Below are 14438 nucleotides of genomic sequence, written 5' to 3'. Positions count from 1 at the left end.
TCGCCCCGGGTGGGCTGGGTGGGGTCAGTCCAGGCCGGCGGTGAGGGTTTCGGGGTCGCCGCCGATGCGGGCGTCGGCGTTCAGACCACTGATCGCCTCGACCTGCTCGTCGGTGAGCTCGAAGCCGAAGACGTCGAAGTTGGACTCGATGCGCTCCGGCGTCACCGACTTGGGGATCACGATATTGCCGAGTTGCAGGTGCCAGCGGATGACGACCTGGGCCGGGGTGCGCTCGACCTGCTTCGCGATCGAGGCGATCACCGGGTCGTCCAGCACCTGCCCCTGGCCGAGCGGGCTCCACGCCTCGGTGGCGATGGCGTGCGACTGGTGGAACGAGCGCAGCGGCGCCTGGATGAAGCGCGGGTGCAGCTCGACCTGGTTGACGGCGGGGATCTCGCCGGTCTCGGCGATGATCCGCTCCAGGTGGGCGGGGGTGAAGTTGGAGACGCCGATCGAGCGGACCCGGCCGTCGGCCTTGAGCGCCTGGAAGGCCTTGAAGGTGTCGACGTAGCGGTCGGCCTTCGGCACCGGCCAGTGCACCAGGTAGAGGTCGAGGTAGTCGAGGCCGAGCAGCTTCAGGCTCTCGTCGAAGGCGCGCAGCGTGGAGTCGTACCCCTGCTCGGCATTCCAGAGCTTGGTGGTCACGTAGACCTCGTCGCGGGGCAGCCCGGACTCGCGGATGGCCCGGCCGGTGCCCTCCTCGTTGCCGTAGATGGCGGCGGTATCGATGCTGCGGTAGCCCACCTCGAGCGCCTTGGTGACGACGCTCGCCGCCTCGTCGGCAGGCACCTGGAACACTCCGAAGCCGAGTTGCGGGATCACGTTCCCGTCGGGCAGGACGATCGTCGGTACGGCGCTCTTATCGCTTCGGAAAGTCACACAACCGACCGTAGGAAAGGTTGGGAGCGGCGTCAACGACGGTTTCGGTGTGTTGGCCCACCTAGTCCGGCAGTCCGAACGCCCGGTAGCGGCGATACCTGGCGGGCGCGCGGTCGCCGCCCGGCCCGGCGGCGAGCCCGGCCAGCTCGTCCGCGATCACCGCGACGGTCCGGCGGGCGAAGGCCACCGGCTCGGCGGCGGCGTCGGGCAGCTCGGGCACGATCCGGTCGACCACGCCGTCGGCGAGCAGGTCGGCGGCGCCGATGCGCTGCGCGGCGGCCAGTTCGGGTGCGTGCCCGGTGTCCCGGTGCACGATCGCGCTCGCCCCCTCCGGCGGCAGCGGGGCGAGCCAGGCGTGCGTGGCGGCGAGCACCCGGTCGGCGGGGAGCAGGGCCAGCGCGCCGCCGCCCGCGCCCTGGCCGAGCAGCACCGAGAGGGTCGGGGTCGGCAGGGTGACGAGGTCGGCGATGCAGCGGGCGATCTCCGGGGCGAGGCCCCGTTCCTCGGCCTCCTTCGAGAGCGCCGCCCCCGCGGTGTCGATGACCAGCACCAGCGGGAGATTCAGTTCGCGCGCGAGCGCCATGCTGCGGCGGGCCTCGCGGAGCGCCGCCGGTCCCATCGCCTCGTGCATCGGAACCGGGCCTTCGGAGTCGCGGAGCGCAGCCTCGGCATCCACGTCACGGAGCGCGGCACTGGCGCCGGGGTCGCGGAGCGCGGCCTGCTCGAGGCGGTAACTCGCCCGGTCGTGGCCGAAGACGATGCACGGGCGTCCGCGGAAGCGGGCGAGCGCGTGCACGACGGTGCGGTCGTGCTCACCCTGCCCGGTGCCGCTCAGCGGCACCCGGTGCGTGACGTGGCGCAGCAGGTCGCGCAGCCCGGGCCGGTCCGGTTTGCGCGAGATCAGGACGGATTCCCAGGCCGGAGCGGCACTTTCGGCCGCGCCGAGCACGGGGACGAACCGGTCGGCTGCGCCGGTGCCGCGGTCCGGGACCACGACCCCGCTGAGCACGCTCAGCGCGCGGTAGGCGATCCGCCGGAAGACCGTGAGCCCGACGACCCCGTCGATCACGCCGCGGCGGTACAGGTTCTCCGCCGTCTGCACCCCGTCCGGGAACGGCTCGCCGTACAGCGCCTCGTAGACCCGCGGCCCGAGGAAGCCGATCAGCGCGCCCGGCTCGGCGAAGGTCATGTGCCCCAGCGAGCCCCAGGACGCGAAGACCCCGCCCATGGTCGGGTTGCGCAGGTAGACCAGGTACGGGTGACCGGCGGCTTTATGCGCGGCCACCGCCCCGGCGATCTTCACCATCTGCACGAAGGCGACGGTGCCCTCCTGCATGCGGGTGCCGCCCGAGGTCGGCGAGGCGACGAGGGGCAGCCCGAGTGCGGTGGCGCGCTCGATCGCCGCCGTGATCCGCTCGGCCGCGGCGACCCCGATCGAGCCGGCCAGGAAGCCGAACTCGCACGCGATCACCGCGACCCGGCGGCCCCGCAGCAGCCCTTCACCGGTGAGCACCGACTCGTCGGTGCCCGCTGCCGCGGCGGCCTTCGCCAGTTCCGTTCGGTACGAACGCGATTCGGCCACCGGCACGGGTGGCCGGTCCCAGCTCGCGAAGGTACCCGGGTCGAGCAGCCGATCGATGAGTTCTCGTGCGGACGTGCCCACGCGGCTGCGCTCAGTAGCCCTGCATCACCTTGCGCAGCGCGTACTCGGTGAGCGAGACCAGCGCCTGCTTGGCCGGTTCCCGCCGCCGCGCGTCGATCGACATGATCGGCACGTCGGCGGGGACCGCGAGCGCCTGCCGGATGTCCTCCAGCGGGTACCGCGGCGAGTCGTCGAACTCGTTCAGCGCCACCAGGAACGGCAGGTTGCGCGCCTCGAAGTAGTCGACCGCGGCGAAGCTGTCCTCCAGCCTGCGGGTGTCGACCAGGACCACGGCGCCGATGGCGCCGCGGATCAGGTCGTCCCACATGAACCAGAAGCGGTACTGCCCCGGCGTGCCGAACAGGTAGAGGACCAGGTCGTCGGCGAGGCTGATCCGGCCGAAGTCCATGGCCACGGTGGTGGTGGACTTCATCGGGATGCCGGTCAGATTGTCGATTCCGGTGCTGGCATTGGTCACCAGCGCCTCGGTACGGAGCGGGACGATCTCGGAGACGGCGCCGACCATGGTGGTCTTGCCGACGCCGAAACCCCCCGCCACGACGATCTTCGCCGACGTCGGCTTGCTGGTGCGGGTGTCGACCTGCGCCGTCGAATCAAATACGCCGGAGTCCACTGAGAACCCTTTCGATCAGCTCGCGACGCTCATCGTCGCTGGAATCGTCTTTCAAAGTCGCCGAGACGCGGACATGGCCCGCTTCGATGAGGTCTGCCACGAGGACCCGGGCCACGCCGATCGGTATCCCGAGCCGCGCCGCTACCTCGGCGACGGACGGCGATTCTCTGCACAACTCCACGATGGACGTTTCGATGTTGGACAGCTCGAACTGCCGCTCCAGGGCGACCGGATGAGAAGCGACGAGCGCCTCCAACGCCAACTCGACCGCAGGCCTCGTACGGCCCGCGGTCAGCGAGTACGGGCGAACGAGACTGGGCTCGGCGCCTCCCATGCGGTGATCGTCTATGTCCATCCCACCATCAGGAACCCATCGTGACGCGTGGGGTGGCCTGCACCGTCTGGCCCACACGCTCCACCAACAAGGCCATTTCGTATCCGACCTGGCCGATATCGCAGGACGTATTGGTCAGTACCGCGAGGTACGACCCATCGCCCACGGCCATCAGCAGGAGGTAGCCATGCTCCATCTCGACGACGGATTGCAGTACCGTACCGCCTTCGAACAGATTCGACACACCGACCGAGAGACTGGCCAGGCCTGCGGTGACCGCGGAGAGCTGTTCTGCCCGGTCGACGGGCAGTTGCGCACTCGCGGCCATGAGTAGGCCGTCAGCGGAGACCAGGACTGCGTGGGCCACGCCGGGAACCTCGTTGGCGAAGTTCGAAACCAGCCAATCGAGCTGACGGTTCGTACCACCTAGATCGGGGTTCATAGGTCTCCTTTATCTCCGGTTAGGTTCATTGCTCTCATGGCGCGGCCATCCCGGACGCCCTGCTGGTGACGACTCAAGCTGGACCTGATCGTTTCGGGGTCGCGCGGCGGGGTCCGGTTCGCCTGGCCGCTCACGGCGCCGGGAACGAGCCGGACACCCGGATTGCGTTGCGGCAGCCCCGCGGCGGTGCGGTTCTCGGCCTGGGCCTCGCTGGCCCTGCGGGCAGCGAGCCAGCCCTCGTCGCCGGGCGACTCGAACGCGGCGGCGACCTCGGACCGGTCCGGGTCGGGATCGGAGAGCCACGCCGACATCATCTCGGCGAAGATCGGCGAACCGCCCGCCGCGACGCCGCCCTCGGGGGCGGGCTGCAGCCTGCTCTGGAAGAACGAGGCGGTGCGCTGTGGGTTGGCCCTGCTGTGCCGCCCGGTCTCCGCACCGACCTCCGGCTGGGCGCCGGAGGCGGGACCGGCCGGGGCGCGGCGCGGGAGTGCGACGCTCGGCGGCGGGGGCTCGTGCGGGGCCACCATGGCGCCGGGATTGCGGCGCGGGAGGCCGGGCGGGGTCTGCGCGCCCGGCTGCCGGGTCGGCAGGCCGTTCTCGCCCCGCTGGGGCAGGCCGGGCAGGCCGTTCTCCCCGCGCTGCGGGTGTCCCGCCTCGCCCCGCTGCGAAAGGCTGTTGTCGCCCCGCTGTGGAAGACCGCCGTCCCGCTGCGGGAGACCGTTCTCGCCCCGCTGGGGAAGACCACCATCGCGCTGCGGGAGACCGTTCTCGCCCCGCTGCGGGAGACCACCGTCGCGCTGGGGAAGACCGCCATCGCCGCGCTGCGGCAGACCACCGTCCCGCTGTGGGAGACCATTGTCGCCACGCTGGGGCAGGCCACCGTCGCGCTGCGGGGGACCGCCATCGCCGCGCTGCGAGAGGCTGTTGTCACCCCGCTGCGGGAGTCCGCCATCGCGCTGCGGCAAGCCGTTCTCGCCGCGCTGCGGCAGGCCATTCTCCCCGCGCTGCGGGAGACCGTTCTCACCGCGCTGCGGCAACCCGCTCTCACCGCGCTGCGGCAGACCACCGTCGCGCTGCGGGAGTCCGCCGTCGCGCTGCGGGAGTCCGCCGTCGCGCTGCGGGAGTCCGCCGTCGCGCTGCGGCAACCCGCTCTCACCCCGCTGCGGCAACCCGCCGTCGCGGGACGGCAGACCGCTCTCCCCGCGCTGCGGAAGACCGCCGTCGCGCTGCGGGAGACCGTTCTCGCCGCGCTGCGGGAGTCCGCCGTCGCGGGACGGCGGACCGTTCTCCCCGCGCTGCGGGAGACCCGACTCACGCTGCGGAAGGCCGGTGTCCCGGCCGACGAGCCCGTCCCGCTGCGGCAGCCCACCCTCACGGCCAGGCACCCCGCTCTCGCCCCGCTGGGGCAGACCGGGCGCACCACGCTGCGGAAGACCACCCTCGCGGGACCCCGGCTCACCGCGCTGCGGAAGCCCGGTCTCGCGCCCGGCGAGCCCGTCCCGCTGCGGCGGCGCACCGCGATCGGCACCCGGCTGCCGCTGCGGCAACCCGGTCTCCCGCGACGCCAGCGGCACCTCGCGCGCGGGCAGCGGCGACTCCCGCGGCTCCCGCGGCGGCAGCCCGGAGGCGGGCTCGCGCGGCGGCTCGGCGCCGGGACGGCGCTGCGGAATGGATCCGGTGCCCGGATGCGAGATCCCCGGCGCAGGCCGCGGAGCGCCCGAGGCACCAGGCTGCCGCTGCGGCAGCCCACCGGGACGTTCGGTCCGCGGCTCGGCGGGCGCACCCGCCAGATTCACCGGCCCGGAGGGCGGCGCCGAATCACCGGGCCGCTCCCCGGCGGGAGCACCGTTGACCCCCGGCTGCCGCTGCGGCAGCCCGCCACCCGCGGTCGCGGGCGCACCGTTCGCGCCCGGCTGCCGCTGCGGCAGCCCGCCGGTTCCGTTCTGTCCGGGCGCGCGCGGCGGCGTACCGCCCGGCGCAGGCTGCGGAGTACCCGGCTGACGCGGCGGCACCGCCCCGCCGACCGTGCGCTTCGGCAGGTTCGCCGCCGCCAGCTTGCCCAGCTGCGGGGTGTTCCCCGACCCCGCCGCCTGGGCGGCCTGCGCGGCCTGTGCGGCCTCGGAGGAGGAGCGCAGGCTCGCCCCGCCCGGCTGTCCGCTCGCGGAGGCCATGGCATTGCCCGGCTGGCGCTGCGGCAGCCCGCCGCCCGCACCCGCCGCGGCGGGCGGTGCGCCGGTGCCGCCACCCGCGCCTGCGGAGATCGGTCCGCTGACCCCGGGGTCAACGGTCACCATGACGTTTCCTCCCGTTGTCCGCTGGATGGAACGGGTCTGCATCGGCGCCGCGGGGGCAGGCGCCGCCGGGGCGGCAGGCTGCGGGCGCTGCGGCTGGCCGGGCGACGGCACGGCGGGCGCGGCCTTGGGCACACCGGCCTGGCCGGAGACGATCAGCCCGACCGGGACGTGCACGGTCACGGTCACGCCGGGGTCGCGCGCGGTGTCGAAGGTGGGGCGCAGCCGCACGGTGAGCCCGTGCCGCTCGGCCAGCCTGCCGACCACGAAGAGGCCCATGTGCCGTGCGGTGTCCGGCCCCGGCTCGGCGGTCTTCTCCAGCCTGCGGTTGATCTCGGCCATCTCCGGCGGCGGCATGCCGATGCCGCGGTCCGCGACCTCGATCAGCAGCCCCTGGTCGTGCGCCTGCGCGAAGGTGAACTTGACGTCGGTCTCCGGCGGCGAGGCGCGCAGCGCGTTGTCGAGCAGCTCGGCGAAGAGGTGGGCCAGGTCGGAGGCGGCGGGCTCCTTGAGCGAGCCGCGCGGGGTGGCGCCGAGCTTGACCCGCTCGTAGTCCTCCACCTCGGAGATGGCGGCGCGCAGCACGTCGGCGATCTCGACCGGGGCCGACTTGGCCCTGCGCTGCTTGGTGCCCGCCAGGATGAGCAGGTTGTCGCCGTTGCGGCGCATGCGGGCGGCGAGGTGGTCGAGCCGGAAGAGGTTCTCCAGCAGCCGCGGGTCCTTCTCGTCGTACTCCATCGCCTCGATCAGGCTGAGCTGATGGTCGACGAGCGACTTGGAGCGCCGCGCCAGGGTCTCGAACATGTCGTTGACCTGGGAGCGCATCTGCGCCTGGTCGCTCGCGAGGCGCAGCGCCTGGCCGTGGATGTCGTCGACCGCGCGGGCCAGCTGGCCGATCTCCTCGGAGCTGCGGATCGGCATCGGCTCCAGCGGCACGTCCTCGGGGGCGGCGCCGGTGCGCAGCTGGGCGACCTCGTGCGGCAGGTCGCTCTCGGCGACCCGTAGCGCGGCCAGCCGCAGCCGGTGCAGCGGCACGATCATCGAGCGCGCGACGAAGACGGCGAGCAGCAGCGCGGCGAGAATGGTCGCGATCACGACGCCGGTGTAGGTGAAGGCGTCCCGGTTGGCCGTCGAGGCCAGCGAGTTCATCGCGGTGTCGATGTCGCGGGTCGCCCGCGCGACCACCCGCTCGTAGACGTCGAGGCTGCCGGTGAGTGAGTTCTTGAGCTCGCCGATGGGCAGCTGGCCCGCGGTCGCGGCGGGGCCGGTGAGCAGCTCGGTGCGGGTGTCGATGCCCGCGCGCAGGTCGGCGATGGAGGTGTCGCCCGCGGGGAAGCGGTTGGCGAGCACGTTCAGCAGCTGCCGCTCGGCGGCGGCGCCGGTGAGGAAGGACTGCACGCCCGCGTCCCGGTCGCGCAGCACCTCGGCGAAGCCGGCCAGCTCGGAGACCAGGGTGGCGCGGGTGTTCAGCGAGTCGACGAGCCGCAGCTTGGCCTGGTCCACCCCGGGGTCGCTGACCTGGCCGACGGCCGATTCCACGATCCGGATGCTGTTGTTGCGGACCCGGTCGATGACGCCGAGGCCGTCCGAGTACTGCAGCGTCGGGGACTTGCCCTGGGTCTGCACGGCCTTGGCGTCGTTGATCATGCTGTCCAGCGCCGCGCGGGCACCGCCGACGCCGTCCAGGCGGCCCGCGGCGCCCTCGGCCTCGCCGATCGCCTTGTCCAGGTCGGTCAGGTTCTGGTCGGTGACCACCGACGAGCCGGGCATCAGCGACACCATCTGGGAACCGACGACGGTCGCGACGTTCGCGCTCAGGCCGGTGACGGCCGGGATCGCGGTGACGTTCTCGGCCACCTGGGCGAGCCGGTTGGCCTCCGTGAACTCCGAGGTGATCCTCGAAACGCCGAGGCCGACCGCGACCGCGAGCGGCACGGCGAGCACGGCCGTGACCTTCCAGCGCAGGTCCCAGTTGCCGAGCGCCCAGCGCTTCTTGCCGGACCTAGCGGCGTCACGCATCTCCCACTCACTTTCCAAACTGGCCTCCGCCACGCACCATCAGCGAACTTCCACAATCGCGTGCTTGGCTCGACAAGTGGAGCTGGCCCAGAGGTGCGGCTGGCCGAGAATTTGCGTCTGCGACGGCCCAAACAAGTGACATCGGATTCTAACGGATCAATAACGTCTCGGGTGACGCCGTCTACAGGTACCGGCTCGGTATCGCCTGTTTCTGGCAAAACCGGAGGTCGCGGCACCCGTCCGGGCGTCGCGTGAAGTCTGCCACAATCGTGCTGATCTATCGAGGCGGGTGCAGCCGAGCGGAAGGTCACCGAGTAGACATCGCAGGACTGGCGAACGAGGGAGCACCGGTGAGCACCGAACACGAATATCGGCCGGTCTACCAGACCAGCCTGGTGGATCCCGCGGAGTTCTGGGCGGCGGCCGCCGAGCACGTCGAGTGGGTGGTCCCGCCCGGCAAGATCGTCGAGCCCGCGCACCGGCCGGTGGCCGAGTGGTTCCCGGACGCCACGATGAACACCTCGGTCAACGCTCTCGACCGGCACATCGCGGCCGGCCGCGGCGATCTACCCGCCTTGATCCACGTCTCCTCGATGACCAAGCCCGGCGAGCTGGTCACCAGCACGCTCACCTTCACCGAGCTGCTCGACCGGGTGGCGCGCTTCGCGGGCGCCATGGCCGGGCTCGGCGTGCGGGCGGGCGATCGTGTCGTGATCTATCTGCCGATGATCCCGGAGGCCGTGGTCGCCATGCTCGCCTGCGCCCGGATCGGCGCGGTGCACTCGGTGGTGTTCGGCGGCTTCGCGGCGCCGGAGCTGGCGGCCCGGATCTCCGACGCCGAGCCGGTGCTGATCCTCACCGCCTCCGGCGGACTGGAGCCGAGCCGCAACATCGACTACCTGCCGATCGTCGAGCGGGCGCTGGAGCTGGCCGGGTCGAAGGCCACCGTGATCGTCAAGCAGCGGCCGCAGTGGGGGCAGGCCCGGGATTTCGCCGAGTCGGGCGGGCGCTGGCTGGACTGGGCGGAGTCGGTGCGCGACGCGCCCGCCGCCGATCCGGTGCCGGTCGCGGCGAGCGATCCGCTCTATGTCCTCTACACCTCGGGCACCACCGGCAAGCCGAAGGGCGTGGTGCGGGACAACGGCGGGCACGCCGTCGCGCTCACCTGGTCCATGCGCAATATCTATGACGTCGGTCCGGGGCAGGTCATGTGGGCGGCCTCGGATGTGGGCTGGGTCGTCGGCCACTCCTATATCGTCTATGCCCCGCTGCTGGTCGGCGCGACCACGCTGATGTACGAGGGCAAGCCGGTCGGCACGCCGGACGCCGGGGTGTTCTGGCGGATCGCGCAGGAGCAGAACGTGCGGGTGCTCTTCACCGCGCCGACCGCGCTGCGCGCCATCCGCCGCGCCGACCCGGAGGCCGCGCTGGCGCACCGGGCCGACCTCTCCGGGCTGCGCGCGCTCTTCTGCGCCGGGGAGCGGCTCGACCCGGCCACCTACGAGTGGGCTGCCGACGTGCTGCTCGCCGAGCATCCGGAGTGCCCGGTGGTCGACCACTGGTGGCAGACCGAGACCGGGTGGCCGATCTGCGCCAACCCGCTCGGGCTGCAGCAGCTGCCGATCAAACCTGGATCGGCCAGCGTCCCGGTGCCCGGCTTCCGGATCCGGGTGCTCGACGCCGAGGGCAACCCGGTCGCCGCGGGCACCGAGGGCAATATCGTCATCGGGCTCCCGCTTCCCCCCGGCACGCTGACCGGGCTCTGGAACGACGACGAGCGCTTCGACCGCAGCTACACCGCCGCCTTCCCCGGCCACTACCTGACCGGCGACTCGGGCTACTTCGACGAGGACGGCTACCTGTTCGTGCTCGGCCGCAGCGACGACGTCATCAACATGGCCGGGCACCGGCTCTCCGCGGGCAGCATCGAGGCCGCGGTGGCCGGGCACGCGGCGGTCGCGGAGTGCGCGGTGGTCGGAGTGCCGGACGAGCTCAAGGGGCACCGGCCGCTGGCCTACGTGGTGCTGAAAGCCGGGGTCGAGGTGGCGCCGGAGGAGTTGAAGGCCGAGCTGATCGCGCGGGTGCGCGAGCAGATCGGGGCCATCGCCGCGCTGCACGACGTGGTGGTGGTGACGGCGCTGCCCAAGACCAGGTCCGGGAAGATCCTGCGGCGCACGATCCGGCAGATCACCGCGGGCGAGGAGGTGGAGATGCCGGCCACCATCGAGGACCCGGCGGTGCTCACCGCGTTCGAGGACCGGGTGCGGCTCACCCGGCCCGCGGGCGGCTAGCTGCTTTACGATCTCGCGACTTTTCGTCCTCACAGTTTCCTCAGAGACGCTTCAGGGGCATGCCAGTTCACGGCAATACCCTTCGGGTGATCGCCGCTCGCGAGGGCGGCGCACCCCCGATGATCTGGAGCTACACATGACGTCATTCCGCAGTCGCCCCATCGTCGCCACCCTGGCCGCGAGCGGCATCGCCGCGGTCGGGATCCTGTTCTCGTCGGGCGCCGCCTCGGCGGCCCCGCTGGATCAGCTGGCCGAGCCGCTGCTGCGCTCCGACTGCAGCTTCGCCCAGGTGGACGCCGCGCTGCACGACCAGGCCCCGGAACTCGCCGCCCTGATCGACTCCTACCCCACCCAGAAGGCCGAGCTCGCCGAGCGCTTCGACGTCCCCGTCGAGCAGCGCCGCGCCGAGCTCCAGCGCGCCATCCAGGAGAACCCGGAAGCGGCCCAGCAGGCCCAGAACGACCCCCGCACCCAGCAGCTCGCGGGCGTCCTCCAGCGCGTAGCCGACACCTGCAAGCAGTACTGACACACAGCGACGGCCGGGTCCGAGGGACCCGGCCGTTCTGCTGTCCATGGAGAATGGACCCTATGACCTCCCCGACCGTGCTCGTGGTGGACGACGACGAAGATGTACTCGCCTCGGTGGAGCGCGGCCTACGGCTTTCCGGCTTCCAGGTCCTGGTGGCACGGGACGGCGCGGTCGCGCTGCGCAGCGTGAGCGAGCACACCCCGGACGCCATCGTGCTGGACATGAACATGCCGGTGCTGGACGGCGCCGGGGTGGTGACGGCGCTGCGGGCGATGGGCAACGAGGTGCCGATCTGCGTGCTGAGCGCCCGCGCCTCGGTGGACGACCGGATCTCGGGCCTGGAGTCCGGCGCCGACGACTACCTGGTCAAGCCGTTCGTGCTGGCCGAGCTGGTGGCCAGGATCCGCGCGCTGCTGCGCCGCCGCACCGATCCGGTCGTCCCCTCCGCGCCTGGCGCGATCACGATCGGCCCGCTGGAGGTGGATGTCGCGGGGTACCGCGCGCTGCTGCACGGCGACGAGGTCGAGCTGACCAAGCGCGAGTTCGAACTGCTCTCCACCCTGGCCAGGAACACCGGCGTCGTGCTGAGCCGGGAGCGGCTGCTGGAGCTGGTGTGGGGCTACGACTTCGTGGCCGACACCAACGTGGTCGACGTCTTCGTCGGCTACCTGCGGCGCAAATTGGAGGCCGACGGCACGCCGCGGCTGCTGCACACCATCCGCGGCGTCGGCTTCGTGCTGCGCCCGCCCCGGTGAGCCGCTCCTTCTCCCTGCGCACCCGGGTGGCTGGCTCGGCCGCCGCGGGCGCGATCGTGGTGGTGACCCTGATCAGCCTGATCAGCCTGCGCGCCATCGAGCGCAACAACCTGCAGCAGATCGATCAGCAGCTCGGCATCGCCTCCCGGATCATCCTGATCGAGCCGGTGGTCGCGGTGAACTTCCTCGGGCTGATCGGGCTCGGCGCCGATCTCGCGGTGACCGTGCGGGACGGCGGCAGCGTCACCGCGGCCAGCCCGCCGCAACTGCCGGAGCTACCGCTCGGCTCGGGCACCGAGGAGGTCGGCGGGGTGCCCTACCGGGTGCTGACCACCTCCGCGAATCAGCCGAGCGGCCGGGTGGTCGCGATCGGCATCCCGGCCGCCGACGCCGCCGAGCTGACCGCGCAGCAACAGCGTTGGGTACTCGGCGGCGCACTGCTGGCCATCGCGGCGGCGGCGGCGCTCGGCTGGCTGCTCGCCGGGGCGGCGGTGCGGCCGATCACCCGGCTCACCCGGCAGGTCAGCGCCCGCAGCGCCTTCCCGGACCCGGATGCCGCGCACCCGGTGGCCGCGGACGGGGTGCACGAGGCGGAGAAGCTGGCCGAGGCGGTGAACACCATGCTGGAGCGGGTGGACCGCGCCCAGGCCGAGACCGCCGCCGCGCTGGAGACGGCGCGCGATTTCGCCGCCGTCGCCGCGCACGAGCTGCGCACCCCGCTCACCGCCATGCGCACCGACCTGGAGGTGCTGCGCACCCTCGACCTGGACGAGGCGCAGCGCGCGGAGATCCTGACCGACCTGCAGCGCGGTCAGACCAGGGTGGAGACCACGCTGGCCGCGCTGGAGCGGCTGGCCACCGGCGACCTGGTGCAGGACCGCGACCACGTGGCAACCGATGTCGCCGAGCTCTGCGACCAGGCCGCGCACGACGCCATGCGGCACTTCCCCGGGCTCACGGTGCGGATCGAGACCGATGCCGAGCTGGTCACCACCGGGCTGCCCGCCGGACTCCGGCTGGCGGTGGACAACGCGCTGGCCAACTCGGTGCGGCACGGCGGAGCCACCGAGGCACTGGTGTCCGCGCACCGGCGGGCGGACGGGCACATCGTGCTGACCGTCGACGACAACGGCAGCGGGCTGCCGGAGGCGGAGCGCGGGCGGGTGTTCGCCCGCTTCTTCCGGGGCAGCGCGGCGGGCAAGGGCGGGTCGGGGCTGGGGCTGGCGCTGGTGGCGCAGCAGGCCCGGTTGCACCGCGGGCGCGCGTATTTCGACGACGGCGCGCTGGGCGGGGTGCGGCTGGTGCTGGATCTGCCACCGCGCGAACCTCACTGAACTCTCAGAGTTTCCCCGCGGTGCCGTCAGATTTCGTGGCTACGGTCGGGGTCCGTGAAGCTCTCCCACCTCCCCCTGCTGCTCACCGGTGTCCTGCTGGCGGGCGCCGCCGTCGCCTGCGGCGGAACGGATTCCGCGCCGACCGGGATCGCGCTGGTGAACGCCGATACCGGGCCGACCGGGGCGAAGATCGCGCAGCAGCTCGGGCGGGACGGCGGCGGCTACAGCTGGACCGCGCTCGCTCCCGGCGAGGCGGACGCGGGCGAGTTCGCCGCGGTGGTCACCTTGCCCGCCGATCTGACCGACGCCATGGGCACGCTGGCCACCGATCGACCGCACCGGGCCACGCTGAACGTGCGCGCGCACCCGGACGCCGACGCCGGATTCGTGGACGGGGCGGTCGATCTGGTGACGCACCGGATCGGCGCGGCCGGGGTGGACGCGGCGCTGGCCGCCACCGCCACCGCGCGCAGCCGGATGACCGGGGTGCAGTTCACCGCGCAGCTGCTGAACGCGGGGGTGGACGCGGCGGCGACCGGCGCCGAGCAGTTCAGCGGTGGCGCGGAGCAGCTGCTCGGATTCCTGGACTTCGCGAAAACCGGTGCGGCGTCGCTCACCTCGGCCGTCGCGCTGCTCAACGAGACGGTCGACGGCGCTGCGGCGCAGGCCGATCAGCTGGCCGGGGCGCTGGACACCACCGGCGTCACCATCGCACAGGTGGAGAACACCGCGAGCACCGTAGGCACCGGGCTCGACCAGGTCCTCCCGCTGCTCCGAGCGCTCCCCTTCGCGGACGATCCCGCCGTGGCCGAGATTATCGCGAAACTGGAAGGGCTGCGCGGAATCGCCGCCCAGGCCGGAACCCAGCTCACCGGTCTCGGCGAACTCGTCGGCGGCGCGGTGCACCCCGACACCGACCTCGGCACCCTCCTGCGCACCGTCGTCACCCGCCTTCGCGAGGCGAGTGCCCAGCTCGGCCAGGGCGCCGAACTGGCCAAGGACCTCCCCCGCCTGGCCGAACAGGGCGGTGCCCAGCTCCTCGACGCCGTCGCCCAGCTCACCGCCGGAATCACCCAGCTCCGCACCGTCGTCGGCAACCTCGACGACCAAACCGGCGCCGCGGTGGCAGCGCTCCCGGCACGGGGTGCGGCCCAGCAGTCGGCGATCGCCCTTGCCCTGACCGATCCCGTCGAGGTAGTACGCGACTGACCCCGTTACCCGGGATGGTCATGGGGATGCACCCCCGGAGGGGGTGCAAAACCCCCCTTCAACGGCAAGGGGCCCGCCC

At 72.5% G+C, this 14438-nt stretch carries 11 protein-coding genes; 5 read left to right on the top strand and 6 right to left on the bottom strand.

The window, feature by feature from the left end; genetic code table 11:
• Window positions 1–24: 24 nt before the first annotated feature.
• The 6 genes from ACFUJ1_RS11140 to ACFUJ1_RS11115 all read right to left on the bottom strand — a co-directional run bounded on the left by ACFUJ1_RS11140 (window position 25) and on the right by ACFUJ1_RS11115 (window position 8241).
• On the bottom strand, window positions 25–879 hold the full coding sequence (locus ACFUJ1_RS11140; protein WP_378644779.1) for an aldo/keto reductase: 855 nt from the start codon (window positions 877–879) through the stop codon (window positions 25–27).
• Between the two features lie 61 nt (window positions 880–940).
• Entirely contained in the window at window positions 941–2542 is a 1602-nt protein-coding gene (locus ACFUJ1_RS11135) for a carboxyl transferase domain-containing protein (RefSeq protein WP_378644777.1), read from the bottom strand.
• Window positions 2543–2552: 10 nt separating this feature from the next.
• A complete protein-coding gene (locus tag ACFUJ1_RS11130) occupies window positions 2553–3155 on the bottom strand; it encodes an ATP/GTP-binding protein (RefSeq protein WP_269821778.1) in 603 nt (200 codons plus the stop codon).
• The gene (locus ACFUJ1_RS11125) at window positions 3136–3510 is read right to left on the bottom strand and encodes a DUF742 domain-containing protein (RefSeq protein WP_067647090.1); all 375 of its coding nucleotides are present in this window, start codon (window positions 3508–3510) and stop codon (window positions 3136–3138) included. The genes ACFUJ1_RS11130 and ACFUJ1_RS11125 overlap by 20 nt, the downstream gene beginning before the upstream one ends.
• Before the next feature lie 7 nt (window positions 3511–3517).
• Window positions 3518–3931 carry a roadblock/LC7 domain-containing protein gene (locus tag ACFUJ1_RS11120; protein WP_011207200.1) on the bottom strand — a complete coding sequence of 138 codons (414 nt, stop codon included), beginning with the start codon at window positions 3929–3931 and terminating at the stop codon, window positions 3518–3520.
• Window positions 3928–8241 (bottom strand): ATP-binding protein, encoded by a 4314-nt coding sequence (locus ACFUJ1_RS11115; RefSeq protein WP_378644775.1) that lies wholly within the window; start codon window positions 8239–8241, stop codon window positions 3928–3930. Before ACFUJ1_RS11115 ends, ACFUJ1_RS11120 begins: the two co-directional genes overlap by 4 nt.
• Before the next feature lie 329 nt (window positions 8242–8570).
• Between ACFUJ1_RS11115 and ACFUJ1_RS11110 the strand changes: the two genes are divergently transcribed.
• The 5 genes from ACFUJ1_RS11110 to ACFUJ1_RS11090 all read left to right on the top strand — a co-directional run bounded on the left by ACFUJ1_RS11110 (window position 8571) and on the right by ACFUJ1_RS11090 (window position 14359).
• Window positions 8571–10532: an AMP-binding protein gene (locus ACFUJ1_RS11110; protein ID WP_378644991.1), complete on the top strand. Its 1962-nt coding sequence runs from the start codon at window positions 8571–8573 to the stop codon at window positions 10530–10532.
• Window positions 10533–10668: 136 nt separating this feature from the next.
• Complete coding sequence (locus tag ACFUJ1_RS11105) at window positions 10669–11058, top strand: hemophore-related protein (RefSeq protein WP_378644773.1); 390 nt, start codon at window positions 10669–10671, stop codon at window positions 11056–11058.
• A gap of 62 nt (window positions 11059–11120) precedes the next feature.
• On the top strand, window positions 11121–11816 hold the full coding sequence (locus ACFUJ1_RS11100; protein ID WP_378644771.1) for a response regulator transcription factor: 696 nt from the start codon (window positions 11121–11123) through the stop codon (window positions 11814–11816).
• Entirely contained in the window at window positions 11813–13150 is a 1338-nt protein-coding gene (locus ACFUJ1_RS11095) for a sensor histidine kinase (RefSeq protein WP_378644770.1), read from the top strand. Before ACFUJ1_RS11100 ends, ACFUJ1_RS11095 begins: the two co-directional genes overlap by 4 nt.
• Window positions 13151–13204: 54 nt before the next feature.
• On the top strand, window positions 13205–14359 hold the full coding sequence (locus ACFUJ1_RS11090) for a hypothetical protein (protein ID WP_378644768.1): 1155 nt from the start codon (window positions 13205–13207) through the stop codon (window positions 14357–14359).
• The last annotated feature ends 79 nt before the right edge of the window (window positions 14360–14438 follow it).

The sequence above is a fragment of the Nocardia sp. NPDC057227 genome, assembly GCF_042669725.1.
Lineage (GTDB): Bacteria > Actinomycetota > Actinomycetes > Mycobacteriales > Mycobacteriaceae > Nocardia > Nocardia asteroides_A.
Note: the sequence above shows the minus strand (reverse complement) of the source record. Positions and strands in the feature narration are given on the sequence as shown.

Bases quoted from the DNA above. Each gene is read 5' to 3' on its own strand.
- ACFUJ1_RS11105 (WP_378644773.1), top strand. From the start codon at position 10,669: ATGACGTCATTCCGCAGTCGCCCCATCGTCGCCACCCTGGCCGCGAGC.
- ACFUJ1_RS11100 (WP_378644771.1), top strand. From the start codon at position 11,121: ATGACCTCCCCGACCGTGCTCGTGGTGGACGACGACGAAGATGTACTC.
- ACFUJ1_RS11125 (WP_067647090.1), bottom strand. From the start codon at position 3,510: ATGGACATAGACGATCACCGCATGGGAGGCGCCGAGCCCAGTCTCGTT.
- ACFUJ1_RS11120 (WP_011207200.1), bottom strand. From the start codon at position 3,931: ATGAACCCCGATCTAGGTGGTACGAACCGTCAGCTCGATTGGCTGGTT.
- ACFUJ1_RS11115 (WP_378644775.1), bottom strand. From the start codon at position 8,241: ATGCGTGACGCCGCTAGGTCCGGCAAGAAGCGCTGGGCGCTCGGCAAC.